Annotated in this window: 18 protein-coding genes; 5 read left to right on the top strand and 13 right to left on the bottom strand. The window is 49.8% G+C overall.

Annotation, left to right across the window (positions count from 1 at the left end):
- Together GCWU000321_RS07925 and GCWU000321_RS07920 are read right to left on the bottom strand one after the other, a co-directional pair.
- A complete protein-coding gene (locus tag GCWU000321_RS07925; RefSeq protein WP_040381562.1) occupies positions 1-957 on the bottom strand; it encodes a YybS family protein in 957 nt (318 codons plus the stop codon).
- Positions 958-1,085: 128 nt separating this feature from the next.
- On the bottom strand, positions 1,086-2,747 hold the full coding sequence (locus GCWU000321_RS07920) for a ribonuclease J (RefSeq protein ID WP_007070683.1): 1,662 nt from the start codon (positions 2,745-2,747) through the stop codon (positions 1,086-1,088).
- Between the two features lie 199 nt (positions 2,748-2,946).
- Here GCWU000321_RS07920 and GCWU000321_RS07915 point away from each other — a divergent pair, with 199 nt between their 5' ends.
- Positions 2,947-3,432 carry a hypothetical protein gene (locus GCWU000321_RS07915; protein WP_007070682.1) on the top strand — a complete coding sequence of 162 codons (486 nt, stop codon included), beginning with the start codon at positions 2,947-2,949 and terminating at the stop codon, positions 3,430-3,432.
- 600 nt (positions 3,433-4,032) lie between these two features.
- Here the strand turns inward: GCWU000321_RS07915 and GCWU000321_RS07910 are convergent.
- From GCWU000321_RS07910 to GCWU000321_RS07875, 8 genes are all read right to left on the bottom strand, one after another.
- Positions 4,033-4,830 carry an ABC transporter ATP-binding protein gene (locus GCWU000321_RS07910; RefSeq protein ID WP_007070681.1) on the bottom strand — a complete coding sequence of 266 codons (798 nt, stop codon included), beginning with the start codon at positions 4,828-4,830 and terminating at the stop codon, positions 4,033-4,035.
- Positions 4,830-5,885 (bottom strand): FecCD family ABC transporter permease, encoded by a 1,056-nt coding sequence (locus GCWU000321_RS07905; protein ID WP_007070680.1) that lies wholly within the window; start codon positions 5,883-5,885, stop codon positions 4,830-4,832. The genes GCWU000321_RS07910 and GCWU000321_RS07905 overlap by 1 nt, the downstream gene beginning before the upstream one ends.
- The gene (locus GCWU000321_RS07900; RefSeq protein ID WP_007070679.1) at positions 5,886-6,914 is read right to left on the bottom strand and encodes an ABC transporter substrate-binding protein; all 1,029 of its coding nucleotides are present in this window, start codon (positions 6,912-6,914) and stop codon (positions 5,886-5,888) included.
- Positions 6,915-7,114: 200 nt separating this feature from the next.
- Entirely contained in the window at positions 7,115-8,302 is a 1,188-nt protein-coding gene (gene tuf / locus GCWU000321_RS07895) for an elongation factor Tu (RefSeq protein WP_007070677.1), read from the bottom strand.
- A gap of 20 nt (positions 8,303-8,322) precedes the next feature.
- Positions 8,323-10,404 (bottom strand): elongation factor G, encoded by a 2,082-nt coding sequence (fusA, locus tag GCWU000321_RS07890; protein ID WP_007070676.1) that lies wholly within the window; start codon positions 10,402-10,404, stop codon positions 8,323-8,325.
- A 19-nt stretch (positions 10,405-10,423) separates the two neighbouring features.
- Entirely contained in the window at positions 10,424-10,894 is a 471-nt protein-coding gene (rpsG, locus tag GCWU000321_RS07885; RefSeq protein WP_007070675.1) for a 30S ribosomal protein S7, read from the bottom strand.
- Between the two features lie 50 nt (positions 10,895-10,944).
- Positions 10,945-11,325: a 30S ribosomal protein S12 gene (gene rpsL, locus GCWU000321_RS07880; protein ID WP_007070674.1), complete on the bottom strand. Its 381-nt coding sequence runs from the start codon at positions 11,323-11,325 to the stop codon at positions 10,945-10,947.
- Positions 11,326-11,431: 106 nt separating this feature from the next.
- Positions 11,432-11,683, bottom strand: a complete 252-nt coding sequence (locus GCWU000321_RS07875) for a L7Ae/L30e/S12e/Gadd45 family ribosomal protein (RefSeq protein WP_040381560.1) — start codon at positions 11,681-11,683, stop codon at positions 11,432-11,434.
- Positions 11,684-12,092: 409 nt separating this feature from the next.
- Between GCWU000321_RS07875 and GCWU000321_RS07865 the strand changes: the two genes are divergently transcribed.
- Positions 12,093-12,644, top strand: coding sequence for an LOG family protein (locus tag GCWU000321_RS07865; RefSeq protein WP_040382058.1), 552 nt, complete (start codon positions 12,093-12,095; stop codon positions 12,642-12,644).
- Positions 12,645-12,656: 12 nt separating this feature from the next.
- On the opposite strand, the gene GCWU000321_RS09870 is transcribed toward GCWU000321_RS07865, so the two are convergent.
- Positions 12,657-12,782, bottom strand: a complete 126-nt coding sequence (locus GCWU000321_RS09870) for a hypothetical protein (protein WP_007070670.1) — start codon at positions 12,780-12,782, stop codon at positions 12,657-12,659.
- Between the two features lie 282 nt (positions 12,783-13,064).
- On the opposite strand from GCWU000321_RS09870, the gene GCWU000321_RS07860 reads away from it, so the two are divergent.
- The 3 genes from GCWU000321_RS07860 to GCWU000321_RS07850 all read left to right on the top strand — a co-directional run bounded on the left by GCWU000321_RS07860 (position 13,065) and on the right by GCWU000321_RS07850 (position 18,937).
- Entirely contained in the window at positions 13,065-17,360 is a 4,296-nt protein-coding gene (locus tag GCWU000321_RS07860) for an acyl-CoA dehydratase activase (protein WP_007070669.1), read from the top strand.
- Positions 17,357-18,013, top strand: a complete 657-nt coding sequence (locus tag GCWU000321_RS07855; protein WP_007070668.1) for a TetR/AcrR family transcriptional regulator — start codon at positions 17,357-17,359, stop codon at positions 18,011-18,013. Before GCWU000321_RS07860 ends, GCWU000321_RS07855 begins: the two co-directional genes overlap by 4 nt.
- 111 nt (positions 18,014-18,124) lie before the next feature.
- Positions 18,125-18,937: an MBL fold metallo-hydrolase gene (locus GCWU000321_RS07850; protein WP_007070667.1), complete on the top strand. Its 813-nt coding sequence runs from the start codon at positions 18,125-18,127 to the stop codon at positions 18,935-18,937.
- A 46-nt stretch (positions 18,938-18,983) separates the two neighbouring features.
- On the opposite strand, the gene GCWU000321_RS07845 is transcribed toward GCWU000321_RS07850, so the two are convergent.
- Together GCWU000321_RS07845 and GCWU000321_RS07840 are read right to left on the bottom strand one after the other, a co-directional pair.
- Positions 18,984-19,607 carry a 3'-5' exonuclease gene (locus GCWU000321_RS07845; RefSeq protein ID WP_007070666.1) on the bottom strand — a complete coding sequence of 208 codons (624 nt, stop codon included), beginning with the start codon at positions 19,605-19,607 and terminating at the stop codon, positions 18,984-18,986.
- A gap of 24 nt (positions 19,608-19,631) precedes the next feature.
- On the bottom strand, positions 19,632-20,366 hold the full coding sequence (locus GCWU000321_RS07840; RefSeq protein ID WP_007070665.1) for a hypothetical protein: 735 nt from the start codon (positions 20,364-20,366) through the stop codon (positions 19,632-19,634).
- Positions 20,367-20,580: the final 214 nt, after the last annotated feature.

Below are 20,580 nucleotides of genomic sequence, written 5' to 3'. Positions count from 1 at the left end.
CTATTCGTAATTTCTCTTCTTCCTGTATTGAAGCACCATATCGGACAACCCCAGGAGAACGACGATCATCTGCACCATTCCGATGATAACGGAAAGAATTGCGATGATCCAGCGGAGCGGCCTCACAAAGGGATATTTACGGGGCATCCACCAAAGCGCCGCCAGCCCCTGAAGCCAGAAAACGAGAACACAGGCAAGTCCCAAATTGTACTGGATCATTTCGAGCGTTGCATTTCCATTCGTGATGTACTGCATGGCAAATGCCAGAACATAAAGTCCCAGAAAGAAACGGGGCAGTTCCCATCGTTCCAAAGAAGGCATTCCGGGGATATCCTTTATGCCGAGACGGGTAAAAATCTTTTTCCCCAGCGTCATAGACGCCCAGGTATAGAAAAATGCGGCGCCCAACGTAGCGGCAGGGATGGATTTTCTTATAGAATCCATCATCTGCTTTACATTCTCCTGCGCCTGCGTGAGCAGTTCGCCGGAATAAAGTTGCGCCATCTGCCCCATCATCTGCTGCTCCATGCTATCCATCGCTTCACCGCCAAAAATCATGGGCGGCACATTCAAAATATACATCGCCGCAAATGCCTGCCCGATCAAAGCGGCAAGCACTACGACCGCTCCCGCGGCAAGCGTCACTGTCGCAGAAACCTTATTTCTGTAACAAATCCCCAGTATCACGCCAAGCACGCCGAAGATGGCGCAAAGGAAAGCGGCGGAAATGAATCCGAAAAAGACGGAATCCAAAATCATGATGCCTGCCGTGACAATAATCGACCACGAAGTCCCCTCCTTCATTCCCAGGTACGCGATAGGAAGAGGGATCAGCAAAAACACCACCAGGGAAATCAGGGGCATGTAAAATCCGATGACGGAAAGCACCACCGCCAGGGCGGTACACATTCCCGCCAAAACGACGGCGTTTGTTTCTCCTGCTCTGTATTCGTCCATAACTACTCCTGTCCTGTCAAATATGTTCAGTATTATTCTATATTTTACCATACAGAAACAATAAACGCGGCCAATAAAAAACTGCGACCCCATAAAAGAAATCACAGTTCATTATGTCCGCGCGAGGCTTATCTGACTTCCTGGATAATAGGAAGAATCATCGGCCTGCGCTTCGTCTTTTCAAAGAAATACCTGCCCAGGGCATCGCGGATCTGCGTCTTGATAGCGTTCCATTCCGTCACATTCCCCGTGTTGCACCGTTCCAGCACATTTTCGATACGGCTTCTTGCGCCGGACATAAGCTCCTCGCTGTCACGGACATAAACGAATCCCCGTGATACGATATCGGGACCTGCCGCGACCTGGTTGCTCCCCTTTTCAAGAGCGATAACCACGATGAACACACCGTCCTGCGCCAGCTGCTGGCGGTCGCGGATAACGATATTTCCCACATCGCCTACCCCGAGGCCGTCTACAAAGACAGCGCCGGACTGCACCTTGCCATTGATCTTCCCGCTGCGGTTCGTAAATTCGAAAACGGTCCCGTTGTCGCCGATAAGAATATTCTGCTTCGGCACGCCCAAACTTTCCGCCAATTCCGCATGAGAGCGGAGCATTCTGTATTCTCCGTGAACCGGCACAAAAAACTTCGGACGGACAAGAGAGAGCATCGTTTTCAAATCCTCCTGGGAACCGTGGCCCGACACATGGACGCGGCTCGTCCGGGACGTAATTACCTTTGCTCCCAGACGCATAAGATTATCAATCGTCCTGCCGACGCTCGTTTCATTTCCCGGAATCGGCGATGCGGAAATAATGACCGTATCTCCGGCATGGATCTGCACCTGCCGGTGGCTTCCGTCCGCCATACGGGACAGTCCTGCCATAGGTTCGCCCTGGCTCCCCGTCGTGAGGATGCAGATTCTGTCATCGCGATAATGATTGAGCTCCTCCGGTTCAATAAATGTGCCTTCCGGAGCCTTAAGGTAACCCATTTCAAGCGCGATACCCACCACATTGACCATGGAACGGCCGAAGACACAAACTTTTCTTTTATTTTCAACAGCCGCATCAATCGCCATCTGTACGCGGGACACATTGGACGCGAATGTGGCAAGAATGATACGTCCCCTGACTTCGTGGAAAGCATCTCTAAGCGACTTGGAAACCACTGCTTCCGACAAAGTATATCCCGGATTCTGGGCATTCGTGGAATCGGCGCAGAGGACAAGCACACCGTTGCGGCCAAGCTCGGCGAGCTTATGCATATCCGTCTGTTCTCCGTCCACAGGGGAATGATCAAATTTAAAATCACCTGTATGCACCACAGTTCCTACCGGCGTACGGACATAAACACCGCAGGAATCCGGAATGGAATGACATACATGGAAGAAACCGAACCTGAAAGAACCGCGTCTGAATTCATCGCCTGTCTTTACTACATTCAAATTGTACTTTCCGATTTTCTGTTCCTTCAGCTTGCCTTCAATCAGGCCGCAGGTCAGCCGCGTCGCATAGACCGGAGCGGAAACATCACGCAGTAAATAAGCCAGCGAACCGATATGGTCTTCGTGTCCGTGAGTAATGAGAATGGCCTTGATCTTGTCCCTGTTTTCAATCAGGTAACTGAAGTCGGGGATAACGATATCCACCCCCGGCATTGTTTCATCAGGAAAAGCCATTCCTGCATCTATTACGATAATTTCGTCGCCGTAACGGAATACAGTCATGTTCTTCCCGACTTCCCCCAGGCCTCCCAGGGGAATGATCTGTAATCTGGATTTTGCCAAGATTAACCTCCTATTCAATTGTAGCCGTACATTTCATTTATTACAAAAATATAAAAATTGCCGTACCATAGTCGCTTTTGTTATTATACCATGGGACGGAAAGGATTTGTTCCCTTATTAAAGAAATAATATATTTTTTCATTTTTATGTGCACCCATAGTATAATGAATGAAATATGAAATCCCGCACAGGAGGCGCCATGGCAAAAGTAATTAATTTCAATCCCGGCAAAAACGTAAAAGCCGGCATCTTCGAAAAATACATGAAGGACAATGACCTGAATTTCTTCCAGCGCAGAGATACCCATGATGAAAAGGATTCCGTAGCTTTCATCACCGCCATTCCGGCGGGCAGCCACCGCCTTGTAGCTGCCGTCATCACGGACAACAGCATGTATACCCTGCTCCGCATCCATCTGGGCGTCGCGCCTGCAGGCCCAGCCCGTAAAACTTTCATCCGTTTCCTAGAGCAGCTGAACGCCGCCCATTCCATTTTCAAGTACAGCATTGCCGAAGACGACAACACATTTCTGGATATCTGCGTCACCACAAGGCCGGAAAGTTTCGATCCGGAAGTAATCCGCACCTCTCTCAACCTCATCATCTTCCATTTGAAAGACAATTATGAAGACATCGCACGGCGCCTCTCCAAACCCGGCGACGCTTCTGACGGCTTCGAACTGTAACATCAAAAACAGTATGATCCGTCCTATCGTAAAAGATATTCTATTTCTCCTTAAAACAGCATTATAAACTTGAGCTGAATAACGAGGAACATCAGACGTCATAGCGAAGGATCTCCTGCCGTTGTGAGGAGAACGGTAAGATGTCATCAGGGGAATAGATTCTTCACTCATTGTCATTGTTTCATTTACCGCCCTTCTTACAAGGTATTCTTGTCCCCATTCAGAATGATGAGGGACGGCAAGGCGTCATCCTGAACGAATGTGAAGGATCTATACCCGTGGTGAGGAATACAGTAAGGTGTCATCTGCAGCATCAGTGAATGATCTGCCATGATGAAGAGGAAAAATACAGAAGACACACTTTTCAAACTTCACCGCAAAAATCACCAGCATGAGCCGGATAATCTCGATTTAACTAAAAAAGCTTTATCCCCATAAACAGCAGGATAAAGCTTTTTGTTTCCTTGTCATAAATTAAGGTTTATGAACATGTTGCTCACCATCCGGCAAAAACACACTATCCAAACTCGCAGCAAAAAAACTCCGGCAATACACGCTGCTGAAAACGTAATTGCCGGAGTTTTGCTTTATCCGGATTTATTAAGTTGAAACCTGCGGCGTTTTCTCTTTCCAATGGCGCGGAAGGTATACAATATTCATCCGGCCCGTAGATTCTTCTATATCTACACGGCTGTCCACGCCATACAGCTTTTTGATAAATTCTGCCGTCAGAAGTTCCCTGGGAGTACCGATACCTGCTACTTTTCCCCCGCTGATGGCAATGAGGCGGTCACAGTACATGGCGGCGATGTTCAGATCGTGAACGGCGGCTATGACTGTCACACCCAAACCTTTCACGATATCCATGATTTCAAGCTGGTACTTGATATCCAGATGGTTTGTCGGTTCATCAAGGACAAGGCATTCCGTCTGCTGCGTGAGCGCTCTGGCAAGTATGACGCGCTGCTGTTCTCCGCCGGAAAGAGTGGAAAAGTTTCTTTCGCCAAATTCTTCCAGTCCTACGACACGCAAGGCGTCCCGCGCAATTTTATAGTCTTCCGCATTGTCCCGCTCCATCATTTTCTTATGGGGTGAGCATCCCATGAGGACCACGTCCAAGACGGAGAAATCAAAATTGTAAAAATTGTGCTGCGCCACGACGGCCAGTTTCAGCGCCGATTCACGATAGGAAAATTCATCTAATTTTTTTCCATTGAAATAAATTTTTCCCGTTGTCGGTTTCTGTACGCGGTAGACGCATTTCAGGAAGGTGCTCTTCCCGCTGCCGTTCGGACCGATAATACCTAAAAATTCCTTTGGCCGCAATTCCAGGTCAATCCCCTGGAGTATCTGTCTGCCGCCGGCAAAAAACCGGACTGCTTCCGCAAGTATTTCCATCAGTCATTCCCTCCGAATCCATAGGTTCGTTTAATCATGAGATAAATAAAGCACGGCGCGCCGATCATGGAAATCAGGATGCCGATGGGCAGTTCCGTATGGGGGATGATGATACGGCAGAGGCCGTCGCATATGACAAGAAATATAGCCCCTACAAGGGCGCTGGCAGGAATGAGTTTCTTGTGGTCAGGTCCCAGGAACATACGCATGACGTGGGGAATAATAAGTCCGACGAAACCGATCATCCCCGCCGCGTAAACGGCGAATCCCACAATGAGGGAGCTGATGAGAAGATACCACTGACGGTAAAGGTGGAGATCCGTCCCCATCGTGATTGCCGTTTCATCGCCGAGGAGCATAAGGTTCAGCACACGGCTCTGTGTCCAGAAAAAAAGGACAGACACGATGATTACGGGCGCGATGACGGCAAGTTCGTTCCATTTCGCCCCTGCCAGACTTCCCATCAGCCAGTAAGCAATGCTCTGCATGCCCTCCTTATTATTGGCAAAGTACACGATGAAGCTGGAAAAAGCGCTGCATACCGCCGAGAGTGCCATGCCTGCCAGAAGGAGTTTCATGGAATTTGACCGCCCCCCAAGGTTGGATATGAAGAGGACTGCCAGCGACAGAACAAAAGCGCCGATAAATGCACTGATTCCCACGAAGTTCGGTCCCAGAGACGCCCCGATCCCCAAAAGGATGGCAGAGGTGGCTCCAAGGGACGCGCCGGAGGATATGCCTAAAATGTAGGGGTCCGCCAGAGGGTTTTTTACGATAGCCTGCATAATGACGCCGCAGACAGCGAGTCCGCAGCCAATAAGCGCTGCAAGGACAAGGCGGGGCAGACGGAGAAGCCATACAATATCATGAACCGGCCCACGGCCCACAGCCTCAATGGGCAGATCCCCCATAAGCTGCTCCAAAACAGAATTGTAGATCTGATCAAGCGGCAGTTTAACCGTGCCGATGCTGAGCCCCCAAAAGAGCGCTGCCGCGAGGAGGAAAGCAAGCGCAATAAGAATCATGGTAAACCCCAGTGTTTTTAAAAATTTCATTTATTGCTCCTTATATAAATCGGGATACAAACCTTTTCCTATATATCGTATGCCGTCAAGAGTCCTTATCCCCGATGAGTAGACAGAATACAGGGGCAGCGGATAAACCCGTTTCTCACGAATACAGCATACATCCCGGAGCGCTTGTTCATGATAGAGCATATCCAGTTTCTGCTTTGGATGATCATAATCCCCTTCGATAAGGATGACGAATATGGCATCCGGATCCATTTCTATGATTTGTTCCTTGCTGATTTGCTGCTGTCCGGATGCAAGCAGTTCGCCGTTCATTCTTCTGAGGATATCGCCTGCAAGGGTTTCCTCCCCGTAGACACTGATATCCGATCCCATAAATTCGATAATAAGTCCGCGGGGATGTTTTCCTGTAAGAGTTGCCTGCCCGGCGGTGTGGGAGATTTCATCTTTCATTTCTTTGACAAGGCTTTCCGCTTTTTCTTCCCTGTCAAATATTTTCCCCAGATTTAAAATATCGGCATACTCATTTTCAATGGTGCGGTTCCTGTTTGCCGGATCGGAGTTTTGGGAAATATAGGTATGCACGCCGCGTTCATTCCAAAATTCCGTACTGCGGAGAACCTTGTCGGTAAAGGTGGAACTCCAGCCTGCAATGAAGTCAGGCCTCATCATCATGATTGTTTCCGGATCAAGGTTTTCCAGGCTTTTATAAGGAATCGCTTCATAACCTGCCTGATACTCCTCACGGATATACTTCCTGTCAGGGACGCCCATTCCTGCAATGATACGATCCCCTACCCCAAGAGCCAGCAGTGTTTCTATGGAGTTCTGCCAGACCGCCGCCACTCTCTTTGGCGGAGAATAGAACACCTGCCGCTCCTTCTCCCCATGAGAGTTCAGTATCTCCACAGCAAGAGGATATTTTTCCCTGTTCCATTCTATTTTCGCTTCTCCGTCGATACGGGGCATTGTTTTCCCATTTTCTTTCACAACCGGCGCGCAGCCTGAAAGAAAAATCAAACCCGCCGCTATAACCGGCAGCCATTTCACCATTATTCTCTCCAATATTATTTAAACTGTTTATATTTCAATCTTAATCAAAAACATTTTATCCTCGCTAATTATATCATAATATAAGCCGTGATATATTATATTCATTCTCCAATAAATAAAACGGTACGCAAAAAAAGAATCCCACTCTGTTTCCAAAGCGAGATTCTTTTCATATTTATGCTATGCGCTGATTAAGCAGATTATTTTGTAATCTTGGCAACAACGCCTGCGCCCACGGTTCTGCCGCCTTCACGGATTGCGAAACGCTGCCCTTCTTCCATCGCTATCGGGGTAATGAGTTTTACGCTCATTTCAATGTTGTCCCCAGGCATGCACATCTCTACTCCTTCCGGCAGGTTGATGTCGCCTGTTACGTCTGTCGTTCTGAAGAAGAACTGCGGACGGTATCCATTGAAGAACGGCGTATGGCGGCCGCCTTCGTCTTTGGTCAGGACGTATACCTGCGCCGTGAATTCTGTATGCGGGTGTACGGTTCCCGGTTTTGCCAGTACTTGTCCTCTTTCAATGTCCGTACGGTCGATCCCGCGGAGCAGGGCTCCGATGTTGTCCCCTGCCATGGCCTGGTCAAGGGTCTTCCTGAACATTTCTACGCCGGTGATTACGGTCTGGGTCGGTTCGTCCTGCAGTCCTACGATTTCTGCAGCGTCCCCTACTTTGACGGTGCCGCGTTCTACTCTGCCTGTCGCTACGGTGCCGCGTCCGGTGATGGTGAATACGTCTTCTACAGGCATCAGGAACGGTTTGTCGGTGTCACGCTGCGGTGTTGGTACGTATTCGTCTACGGCTTTCATCAGGTCACGGATTTTCTGTTCGTCTTCCGCGTTCCCGTTCAGCGCTCCCAGTGCGGATCCTACGATGATCGGCACTTCATCGCCGGGGAAGTCATAGGAGGACAGCAGGTCGCGGATTTCCATTTCTACGAGGTCGATCAGTTCCGGATCGTCTACCTGGTCTGCTTTGTTCAGGAATACGACGATGGCCGGTACGCCTACCTGCTTGGCAAGGAGGATGTGTTCACGGGTCTGGGGCATCGGGCCGTCTGCCGCGGATACGACCAGGATCGCGCCGTCCATCTGTGCCGCGCCGGTGATCATGTTCTTTACATAGTCGGCGTGCCCGGGGCAGTCTACGTGTGCGTAATGGCGGGTTGCGGTTTCATATTCTACAGTAGATGTATTGATGGTGATACCGCGCGCTCTTTCTTCCGGCGCTTTATCGATGGACGCGTAGTCCAGGAAGTTTGCATTGCCTTCTTCAGACAGTACTTTGGTGATGGCCGCGGTCAGGGTGGTTTTACCGTGATCGACGTGTCCAATGGTACCGATGTTTACATGCGGTTTGGTTCTTTCATAATGTGCTTTTGCCATTTTTAAATTCTCCTTTTAAATTATTTCTTACCCAGACGTTCTTCAGTAATCTGCTGAGAAATTGCCTTCGGAACTTCTTCATAGTGATCAAATGTCATTGTGAAGGTGCCGCGCCCCTGTGTAGCGCTGCGGAGTCCGGTCGCATAACCGAACATTTCGGAAAGCGGAACGAACCCTTTGATTCTGGATTCACCGTTTTCAGATTCCATGCCTTCGATACGTCCGCGGCGGGAATTGAGGCCGCCGATAACGTCTCCCATGTATTCTTCGGGAACATCTACTTCTACGCTCATGTACGGTTCGAGAAGAACGGCATCCGCCTTCTTCGCGCCTTCCTTGAACGCCATGGAGCCTGCCACCTTAAATGCCATTTCAGAGGAGTCGACATCATGGTAGGAACCGTCATAAACGGTAACTTTGATATCGACCATCGGATAGCCTGCAACGACACCGTCTTCCATAGCCGCTTCTACGCCGGCCTGGATCGGGTTGATAAACTCTTTCGGAATGACACCGCCGACGACTTCATTGGCAAATTCAAATCCTTTGCCCGCTTCCATCGGTTCAAGGCGGAGCCAGCAGTGGCCGTACTGGCCGTGTCCGCCGGTCTGGCGGATAAACTTGCCTTCCGCTTCCACCGTTTTACGGATGGTTTCACGGTAAGCGACCTGCGGTTTGCCTACAGTACATTCTACTTTGAATTCACGTCTCATGCGGTCAACGATGATGTCCAGATGAAGTTCACCCATACCGGAAATAATGGTCTGGTTGGTTTCCGGATCCGTATGCACTTTGAATGTCGGATCTTCTTCCGCCAGACGTTGAAGGGCGGTGCCCATCTTTTCCTGGTCAGCTTTTGTCTTCGGTTCAACGGCAACAGAAATAACCGGTTCCGGAAATTCCATTTTTTCCAGAATAATCGGATGGTTTTCATCGCAGAGGGAATCCCCTGTGGTAACATCCTTAAACCCTACCGCAGCGGCGATATCACCGGAGTAGGCACATTCGATTTCCTTGCGGTTGTTCGCATGCATCTGGAGGATACGGCCTACACGTTCCTTCTTTCCTTTTGTGGAATTCAGGATGTAAGTTCCCTGCTTCATGATCCCGGAGTATACACGGAAGAATGCCAGTTTGCCGACAAACGGGTCAGCCATGATTTTGAATGCGAGAGCCGCCATCGGTGCCTCGTCACTGGATTCACGGGTTATTTCTTCACCGGTCTTCGGGTCTGTCCCTTTAACAGCGGGAACATCGGTCGGTGCCGGCAGGTAATCCAATACCGCATCCAAAAGCATCTGGATGCCTTTGTTCTTGTATGCGGAACCGCAGAATACGGGGAACAGGTCACAGTTAAGAGTCTGCCTGCGGATAGAAGCTTTAACTTCTTCAATACTCGGTTCAACGCCTTCAAGGTATTTTTCCATCAGGGCGTCGTCGCCTTCTGCAGCCTTTTCAATGATTTTGTCACGGTATTCTTCCACAAGGTCTTTCATATCTTCCGGAACCTCACGTACTTCGTACTGTGTGCCGTCGTCGGAAAGGTAGACCTCAGCCTTTCTTTCGAGAAGATCGATAATACCTGTGAAAGTATCCTGTTTACCGATCGGCAGCTGCATAGCCAGCGCATTGGCATGAAGACGGTCTTCCATGGTCTTTACCGCATGCAGGAAATCTGCGCCGACCGTATCCATCTTGTTGATGAACGCGATACGCGGTACATGGTAATGGTCAGCCTGTCTCCAAACGGTTTCAGACTGGGTCTGCACACCGTCTTTCGCACTGAATACAGCGACAGATCCGTCAAGTACGCGGAGGGAACGTTCTACTTCTACTGTGAAATCTACGTGCCCGGGGGTATCGATGATATTGACACGATATCCTTTCCAATGGCAGGTCGTAGCAGCGGAAGTGATCGTGATGCCGCGTTCCTGCTCCTGCTCCATCCAGTCCATGGTGGCCGCGCCGTCATGAACTTCGCCGATCTTATGGTTTACGCCGGTATAAAACAGGATACGTTCCGTGGTGGTTGTTTTGCCGGCATCAATATGAGCCATGATGCCGATATTTCTTGTTTTTTCAAGCGGATATTCTCTGCCCACGATATTTGCTCCTTATCAATTACCAGCGATAATGGGCAAAAGCCTTATTGGCTTCAGCCATTTTATGTGTATCTTCTTTCTTCTTTACTGCTGCGCCCGTATTGTTGAAAGCATCCATCAGTTCTCCTGCCAGACGTTCCTCCATGGTACGTTCGCTGCGCAGACGGGAATAGTTGACCATCCAGCGGATACCGAGGGTCAGACGGCGTTCTGCGCGAACTTCAACCGGCACCTGGTAGTTGGCACCGCCGACACGGCGGGCACGTACTTCCAATACCGGCATTACATTATTGAGAGCCTGTTCGAAAATTTCGATCGGTTCTTTGTCTAATTTGCTGCGGCAAATATCAAGGGCTCCATATACGATAGATTCTGCAACGCCCTTTTTGCCGTCAAGCATAACTTTATTGATGAAACGTGTAACTGTCTTATTTCCATACACTGGATCCGGCAGTACGTCACGCTTCGGAACAGCACCTTTTCTCGGCATTGTTAATTTCCTCCTTATAATCGTTTGTTAATCACATTAAATGGCAGAGATTACTTCTTTGCTTTTTCACGTTTGGCTCCGTACTTGGAACGGGCCTGCTGACGGCCGGATACACCTACTGTATCAAGCGCGCCGCGGATGATGTGATAACGAACACCTGGAAGATCCTTAACACGGCCGCCTCTGATGAGGACGACGCTATGTTCCTGCAGGTTATGGCCTTCGCCCGGAATATAAGCGGAAACTTCGATTCCGTTGGTCAGGCGCACACGGGCTACTTTACGAAGAGCGGAATTCGGCTTCTTCGGTGTAGCTGTGTAAACTCTTGTGCAGACACCGCGTTTCTGCGGGGACTGTTTCAGAGCCGGTGTCTTCGCTTTGGTTGCCAAAACTTCGCGACCTTTGCGAACGAGCTGATTAATTGTCGGCAATGGGGCACCTCCTTTCCATAAAGGGATATTTATAATTGATCTGCCGAGATATTATCTCTTGGAAAACGGATCCGTCCTCTGACAGGATTGCCTTTCTCCGCAGATGTTACCGGGATGCAAGTACGGCGGCGGATGCGGCTTTTACCTTGATACCGCAGGCTCTGCCGATTTCTTTTTTCGTGAAATCATCTGTCACGGAAATTCCCGCTTTCGCGCAGACATTGCGAAGGGGCAGTGAAATACGGTCATCACAGTCCAACGCGATGAAAACATGGCCTGCCTCGCCTCTGTCAATGGCCCGCTCTGTTTCTTTCAGCCCCACTACGAAAGCGGATGCCTTTAATTCATCTAATGTCATGAACTTACCTCTCCTGTTGCTTTCAAATTTCACGCAACATTGGAATTATATCATCACGATTATGCAGTGTCAACAAAATGACGGTGCATTTCTCCTGTATTCATGCCGAACTCTTTTACAACGGTCTCGGGCGTATCATTTATGTGTTTATCCCTTTCTATCCTGAAAAGAGTAATAGAAACCGTCCCTCCCGATTTTTCTCCACGTCTTCCGTATTTAAGTAAATGTAAAAAAATTTTAAAAAACAAAGAAGACCGCATCAAAATTTATTATCGATATTTTTTATATACGCATATAAATTGCTTTGCAAAATATTCGTATTCTTTCCGTATCCGCTGCAAGTTGCAAAGTTTATCTCACTCCAGTAGGATAGAAAGAAAGCATTTCAATGATAAAGAAAGGATTTTATATGGAAAAAGGAAAAAACGTATCCGTCTACTGCGGTTCGCGTTACGGAATCAATCCTGCCCACACAGCCTTTGCCGGAATGGCAGGAGAGCTTTTGGCAAAAAATGGTTATACCATGATTTACGGAGGAGGAAGTGTGGGCCTCATGGGTATCGCTGCAGATGCCGCCCTGGCAGCCGGCGGAAAAGTCGTAGGAATCATCCCCGAAGTATTCATTGCCGCTGAACAGGCGCACCGCCTCATTACGGAACTCATCGAGGTGCCTGATCTGATGGCAAGAAAACGGAAAATGATTGAAGCCGGCGATGCTTTCCTTATCCTTCCCGGAGGATTCGGGACACTGGAAGAATTTGCAGACACCGCTGTCCATTACCATATTTACACGGAAGAAACAAATCGCCCGCCCATTATCATCGCGAATATTGAAGGAATTTATGATCCTCTCCGCGCACTTTTTGAAAACTGGAAATCTGCAGAATTTATCACTGCCAATGAATGGGAAAATATCCATTTCATCAATTCCATCAAAGAGCTTCTTCCTCTTCTTCCCTGAAAAGGAAAATCCTTACGCCTGTCTTGCGGCAGGCATTTTTATTTGTCCGAATTTCGGTGTCCACAGGAATTTCCAAACATTCCCTCTCATTTTGTTTTCATTCTGTACATTTTTCTGTTCCAGAGACTTATTTTTCATTTTATACGCCTGCTTCTTTTTACTATTATTTATATTTTCTCAGACAATACCTTGTAAAAACGGATAATAGCGTTCTATATACCCTTCCGCTCTGTTATAATTAAGTTAACCGGTTTCGCATATGCGAATCTATCATAAGTTATTGTCACGCGTTTCCCGTCTCTGCCATTCCTGCAGGGAGCGCCGGAATTTATAAACATACGGCGGAAATTGTATTATGACCTGTTCCCGCCCATTCCTTTACTTCTTTTCGCAACTTCGGGATTCTTTGGGAGGCTATTTATGAAACCTGTTCTCCATGTAGGTATCGATATCGGCTCCACTACTGTCAAAGTAGCCGCCCTATCTCCATACCTCAAGCTGGTTTTCGGGCGATATGCACGGCATATGTCGGATATCCGGCACGCTACGGAGGCACTGCTTTCCGAACTTCAGCAGACATTCCCCGGATACCGCATCACAGCCTCTGTCTCCGGAAGCGGCGGCATGGGGCTGTCCCAACTGATGGGACTTCCTTTCTGCCAGGAAATTCTGGCGGAAACAAAAGCCATCCGCACATTCCATCCCGAAACGGATATCATCATCGAGCTCGGCGGAGAAGATGAAAAAATCACATATCTCCGCGGCAGTGTAGATCAGCGGATGAACGGCGCCTGTGCCGGCGGCACGGGTGCTTTTATTGACCGCATGGCATCCCTGCTTTCAGTCGATGCGGCAGGTTTGGGCGCACTTGCAAAAAATTTCCGACGGATCTACCCCATCGCCTCCCGCTGCGGCGTCTTTGCTAAAACAGATATCCAGACCCTTTTAAATGAAGGTGCCGCCCGCGAAGATATCGCCGCTTCCGTTTTCCAGTCCGTGGTCAACCAAACGATTTCCAGTCTCGCCTGCGGGCGGCCTATCCGCGGGAAAGTCGCTTTTCTCGGCGGGCCTCTGACTTTCATTTCCGCCCTCCGTGACCGTTTCCAAGAGACCCTGTCCATCGCAGATGAAGATATGATCATCCCTGAACACGGTGAACTATATGTCGCCATCGGCGCCGCTGTTTCTGCCATGCACGACCGTCCGCTGGACCTGGAGCGCTGGCTTTCCGATGTACGAAAGAAAACCGATGTGGATCTGGGATCATCTAAAACCATGGATCCCCTTTTTGCTGATGAAGAGGAGTACCGCCGCTTCACGGAGCGCCACGCCCGTTTCCATGCGCCGAGGGGAAATATCGCGGACGCGAAGGGACCCTGCTGGCTCGGCATAGATGCCGGTTCCACAACGATCAAAGCCATTCTTCTTGATGAAGACAACCGCATTCTTTATGAATATTACGCAGGAAACAAGGGCACCCCTCTGGACAGCGCCAAAAAGATTCTTCATGACTTATATGATAAACTTCCCCCCGCTGCTTATATCTGCGGTGCCGGCGTCACCGGCTATGGAGAGGAACTCATCCGTCAAGCTATCCGGGCGGATACAGGAGAAGTAGAAACCATGGCGCACTACCGCGGCGCCCGCCACTTCCTTCCGGATGTCACCACCATTTTGGATATCGGCGGGCAGGATATGAAATGCTGCCGCATCAAGGATGGCGCTGTTGATGAAATTCTGCTGAATGAAGCCTGTTCGTCCGGCTGCGGATCTTTCCTCGATACATTCGCACAATCATTGGGGATGGACATCAGGGAATTTTCAAAACTGGCTCTTACCGCCGGCCACCCTGCCGATCTTGGCTCCCGCTGTACGGTATTCATGAATTCCCGTGTACGGGAAGCACAGAAAAACGGCGTTTCTATCGCCGACATTTCCGCCGGACTTTCCTACTCCGTCATCAAAAACGCGCTGTACAAGGTCATCCGTCTCCGCGATGCTTCCGAATTGGGTAAAAAAATCGTAGTGCAGGGCGGCACTTTTTATAATGACGCCGTTCTCCGCGCGCTGGAAAAACTTCTTGGCTGCACAGTCGTCCGCCCTGAAGTGGCAGGACTCATGGGCGCTTACGGAATTGCTCTCATCACAAGGGACCGCTGCCCTGCCGGCCACGCCACGACCCTTATCGCACCGGATGGCCTTGCCTCCCTTTCTTTTTCAAAAGAGGCGAAACGCTGCCCCGGCTGTGGCAATCACTGCATGGTCACGATCATCCGCTTCCATGATGGCCGGTCATTTGTCACGGGCAACCGCTGCGAAAGAGGCGCCTCCATCATGCTCACCGGAAAGACAGCGCCCCATTCCTCCCTGCCCAATATATACCGCTGGAAATATGACAAAATTTTCAACCGGAAGAGCCTGTCCCCCAAGGAAGCCGCAAGAGGAACCGTGGGTATCCCCAGGACGATGAATATGTACGAGGATTTCCCTTATTGGCATGCTTTTTTCACCGGTCTCGGCTACCGTGTCATCACTTCTTCCGGACAGATCCGCGGCATCCCCACCGAAGCCATGGAAACCATCCCTTCCTACTCCGAATGCTTCCCCGTCAAATTGTCCCATGCCCACATCTATGACCTGGCCGGGAGAAAACCGGATTTCATCTGGTACCCCTGCGTCGACAAAGGCCCCGATGAAGGCGGAGCCAACTCCTTCCACTGCCCCATGGTCACATCCTACCCGGAAACCATCCAGGCCAATATGGATGAAATCTTCACGAAATACGGCACCCGCTTTCTCCATCCCTTCCTGCCGCTCCATCATCCTGCAAAACTGTATAAAATATTGAAACGGATTTTCAGACCCTTCAAAATATCCGGCAGTGAAATTGCCGCCGCCCAGCGTAAAGCAGAAGCCGCGAGAGAAGAATACAAGATGCAGCTGTATCTGGAAACGCAACGTATCCTGCAGGAAATCGAAGAGAAGAAACTTATCGGGATCGTGCTGGCCGGCCGTCCCTACCATGCAGACCCTGCGATCAACCACAGCATCCCTGATCTGATCAACCAGCTGGGAATGGCCGTCCTTTCCGAAGACGGCATTGCCATGATGCAGGGCAGCAAGTTTCCCCCTCTCCGCGTACTGAACCAATGGACCTGGCACAGCCGTCTCTACCGCTCCGCCGACTATGTCACCCGCCATGCCGATCTGGAACTGGTGGAACTCAATTCCTTCGGCTGCGGCCTCGATGCAGTTGTCACCGACCAGGTGCAGGAGATCATGTCTAAAAGAAACCGGCTCTACACCTCCCTGAAAATCGATCAAAGCATGAACCTCGGTGCGGTCCGCATCCGCCTGCGCTCGCTCAAGGCCGCCATCGGAGAACGGATGCAGGAAAAAGGATCTGTGGCGCCCATCCTGTATCCGAAAGCGGAATTTACCCCTGAAATGCGGGGCACATTCACTATTCTGGCGCCGGAAATGTCCCCCATCCACTTTCCGCTTATCCGTGACGCTGTCCGTTCCGCAGGGTATAATGTAGAAGTGCTTCCGCCGGTCAGGGCGGATATCGACACCGGACTCTCTTTTGTAAATAATGACGCCTGCTATCCGGCCATCATCACCATCGGTTCCCTGATGCGCGCCCTGCTTTCCGGAACATATGACCTAAGCAGGACAGCCGTCATACTTTCCCAGACGGGCGGCGCGTGCCGGGCATCCAACTATATCGGCTTTCTCCATAAAGCACTGGATGACGCCGGACTTTCCCGGATCCCCGTCATTTCCCTCAACACCCGGAATCTGGAGCCGCAAAGCGGATTCAGGCTCACCTTTACGCTGATCCGCCGCCTCATCAAAGCCGCTATTTATGGAGACGCCCTCCAGCAATGCCTTTACCGGACACGGCCTTATGAAAAATCCCCGGGCAGCGCGGAAACGCTCTACCGGAAATGGCAGGATATCTGCTGTAAATCACTGATAAAAGGATGCTCCTTCCATCGCTTTGCACAAAACATTTCCCATCTTGTCAAAGACTTTGACCGCCTCCCGTTAAATAAAATGGAACGGCGGCCCCGGATCGGCATCGTGGGAGAAATATACGTCAAATTCAGCCCCATCGCTTCCAATGATATCGTCCGCTCCATCGAAGCCAACGGCGGTGAAGCGGAAACAAGCGGCATGCTGGATTTCTTCCTCTATGGGCTTTTAGACAGCCATTTTCAATGGAAGCACCTGGACGGCACATTCAGCGACAACTTGAAAGATACCTTTGGCCGCTATCTTTTGGAATGGTACCGCCGCCCTCTGGAAAAAGCAGTCAAAATTTCCAAACGTTTCCACGAGATTACCAATATCACGCGGCTGGCCAAACGAGCCGCCCGGTTCCTCTCTCTCGGCAACCGCGCCGGCGAAGGATGGTTCCTCACCGCTGACATGACGGATCTTCTCCATCATGGATGCCGCGGCATCATCTGCCTCCAGCCCTTCGGCTGCCTGCCGAACCACATCACGGGAGAAGGCATGATCCACAAGCTCCATATGGCTTATCCGGAAGCCGTATTCCTTCCGCTGGACTGCGACGCCAGCGCCAGCGAAGCCAATCAGGAAAACCGGCTGAAACTGATGATGAACTCCCTTACAGAAAAAGAGACTCATGAGAAAACTCTTCCCTTTATCAGAAATACAATCAGCGCCAGGAAAGGAAAAGTATTATGACTCAAAAAAAACTCACCGGCAAAGGTGAGCAGATGAAAGAAAAGATGGTCGCCATAACCGCCCGCATCCTCCGTGAAAAAGGATTCAAGGCAGCCACCGTGCGAACCATCGCGAAAGAAGCAAATGTAAATATCGCCGCTGTGCGTTACTACTTCGGTTCTAAAGAAGAACTCATCGGCGCCGCTTTAGAGTATATGATGAGCGCCTTGGAAAATGTCGTTTCCGTTCTTGATGATTCCCGGCTTTCGCCGACAGAGCGGATGAAAAAGTACATCCTCGGATACTTTGCCCTCGCCCGCAGGCATCCCGCTCTTTTCCGTTCCATCTCCAGTCCCTCCAGCACTGACGCGCGGGAAACCTATTTCATTTATCTGAATCTTCTCCACGACCAGAGCTGGGAGAAAGTCATCGAAAATATGGCGGCCATCACAGGATATACGGACCGCCGCGATCTGGAATTGAAATGTATGCAGATTTTCTCTGCTGTGGAATTCCCTATCATTTTGGAAAGCAACAGTAAAAATTCTTTTATTACCCGCTATACCGATGCGGCCACACTGGAACGGTATGTGGACATCCTCCTGGACAATGCATCCCGTCCGCAGGAAAAAAATAACGAATACCTGAAAGAAATCCTGCACGGCGCCAAATAATTTTCCATAAGATCCGGCTGCACTTCGTGCAGCATCTTTTCTATTCCATCGTTTGTTTATAATTGATTTTCGGCGGGGAAAAGAAATTCATATACGAAAGGAGCAGCTGCTATGAAAGCCACCGTCCTCGCGGACAATATCGGAGAAGGTCCGCTGGCAGGTGAATGGGGCCTGTCAATCTATATTGAGTATGAAAATAAAAAGATTTTACTTGATACCGGTGCATCGGCTCTTTTTGTGGAAAACGCGAAAGCCATGGATATCCCGTTGGAAAATATAGACTTCGGCATTCTTTCCCATGCGCACTATGACCACGCCAACGGCATGGAATATTTCTTTAAAAGAAACAGGCATGCCAAATTTTATCTGCAGAAATCATGCGCAGAAAACTGCTACGCCTATGAAGAGGGCCGTTTCAGATACATCGGCATCCCCAAAGATCTTCTTACCGCCTATCAGGACAGACTGATTTATGCAGACGGCGATGCCGCCCTGTGTGACGGCGTATATGCAGTCGCCCATAAGCGGAAAAACCGGGAAAAAATCGGTGAGCGGGAGCAGATGTATCAGAAGAAAAACGGCGGCTTCCTTCCCGATAACTTTGACCATGAGCAAAGTCTTGTCTTTGAGACGGAAAAAGGACTCGTCATCTTCAGTTCCTGTTCCCACGCCGGCGCGGCGGACATCATCCGGGAAGTTTCAGAAACCTTCCCCGGAAAAAAGGTTTTCTCCCTGATCGGCGGCTTCCACCTGTTCAACAAAACTGATGAAGAAATCCTCAGGCTGGCAGAACAAATCAGAGAAACAGGCATAGAATCCGTCTATACAGGCCACTGCACAGGTGACCGCGCTTTCGCCCTCCTGAAAGGAAAACTGGGATCCATGGCGGAACAGCTCAAAGTGGGGCTCTCCATAGAATTTTAAAAAAGAAAAACCGATGTGTACTTATTTCCTTCGTACGCATCGGTTTTTATCTTGCCTTCCTGCGCCACAGCACCGGTGCAGTGAGCCCTGTACTGCCGGGCACATGCGTCCTCTTCACTGCGAACTTTTTCAGCGGCAGCTTCAGACGTGCCATCATTTCTTTTATTGTCACTGCCTCCGTCTTTTCTACTGCTTTCCGCACGATCATTTCGCAGGCGCGTGCATCATCCAGCGCCTGATGGTGATTGAAATCATAGCCAAGACTGCCGGCTACGGTATCCAATTTATGATTCGGCAGTTCTTTCCAAAGCATTCTGGAAACCGCCACCGTATCTCCATACAGGAAATGAATATCCGGCAAATCATATACATCCAGCACTGACGCAAGGACGCCCATATCGAAACGGGCATTGTGGGCGAAAACGATACTTCCTTCCAGCCGCTCTGCCACCTCTTTCCAAAACGCCGGAAAAGCCGGTTCCTTTTCCACGTCATCAGGATAAATTCCATTCACCCGCATACAGATGGGATCGAAATTCATGCGGTACGGTCTGATCAGACGATACCATTCTTCCGTAATTTCATTGCCGTCGCTCACGGAAATACCGAGCGAGCAGGCGCTCCCCGGCCCCCAGTAAGCCGTTTCAAAATCGATAGCAGCGTATTTCATAATTCTTCACGGAATATCTCGAATTTAAATTTCCGTAGTAAATTCCGTCTCCTTTCCTTCCAGCCAGCCCACTTCCACCGCCCTGTCAAAAGCGGATTTCATGCGCCGTGCCAGTTCATTTCTCGCAGCCGCCACTTTTCTGCGGTTCCCTTTCATTCCTGTGATGAGGACAAGAATATTTTCCGTATCTTCCGTAACCGCCCCTGCTTCTTCATCACGGCAGAGCCAGTCGGCCGTGCAGACTTTATCTCCCAAATTGACGGAAAACGTACGGCCTGCTTTCTGTATCTCCAAAGGAGTCTTCCTGTTTCCCATATCATAAGCATGAATTTCTACATGAAATTTCAGCATGCCGCCCCGAATGATATCCATAATCGGATTGACCGGCGGGAGCGCGTCGGAGCCCGCCAGCTCATCAAAGGTCGCTTTCTTCGGCTGCAAAAGGATCTCCGGATCTTCGGGCACGCCCTCCGCAGCAGAAACACCGAGAAGTTTTCTGTACTCGGCAAATACTTTTTCTACAGCCGTCCTGCCTTCTTTAACACCGGCAGCAGAAAGAATCTCCCTGTAATCTTCCAGTTCCTTTTCCGCCAGGGCGGGATCCATTTTCAGCAGCAAATTGGCTTCCGTGCAGCAGCGGCGGCGAAAAGCTTCTGCTTCCATATTTGCTGCCGCGTTATCTGCCGCGCGGACAGCGACGATTCCGATACAAAGCCCGGGGATCCGGTCAAATAAGGATGGCGCAACTCTTATTTTCATTAGAATATCCTCTCTTTCTTTATGAATTCCAGTGTATTACAAAAAAGCTGAATTGACAAATATAGTATTCCTCAGGCAGCGCCCCGGAAATATTTCTCCCATAAAAGAAATCTTCCTTCCGGAAGACACTCTTTCCACAGAGCTCCTTTCCTTTTTAAAGACAGCCATTATTCTTTCTCTATATAATATAAAGGTACTATTATTCACCCGTTCA

This window comes from Dialister invisus DSM 15470 (assembly GCF_000160055.1).
GTDB lineage: Bacteria > Bacillota > Negativicutes > Veillonellales > Dialisteraceae > Dialister > Dialister invisus.
The sequence above is the reverse complement of the archived record's forward strand: the minus strand, read 5'-3'. Positions and strand labels throughout refer to the sequence as shown.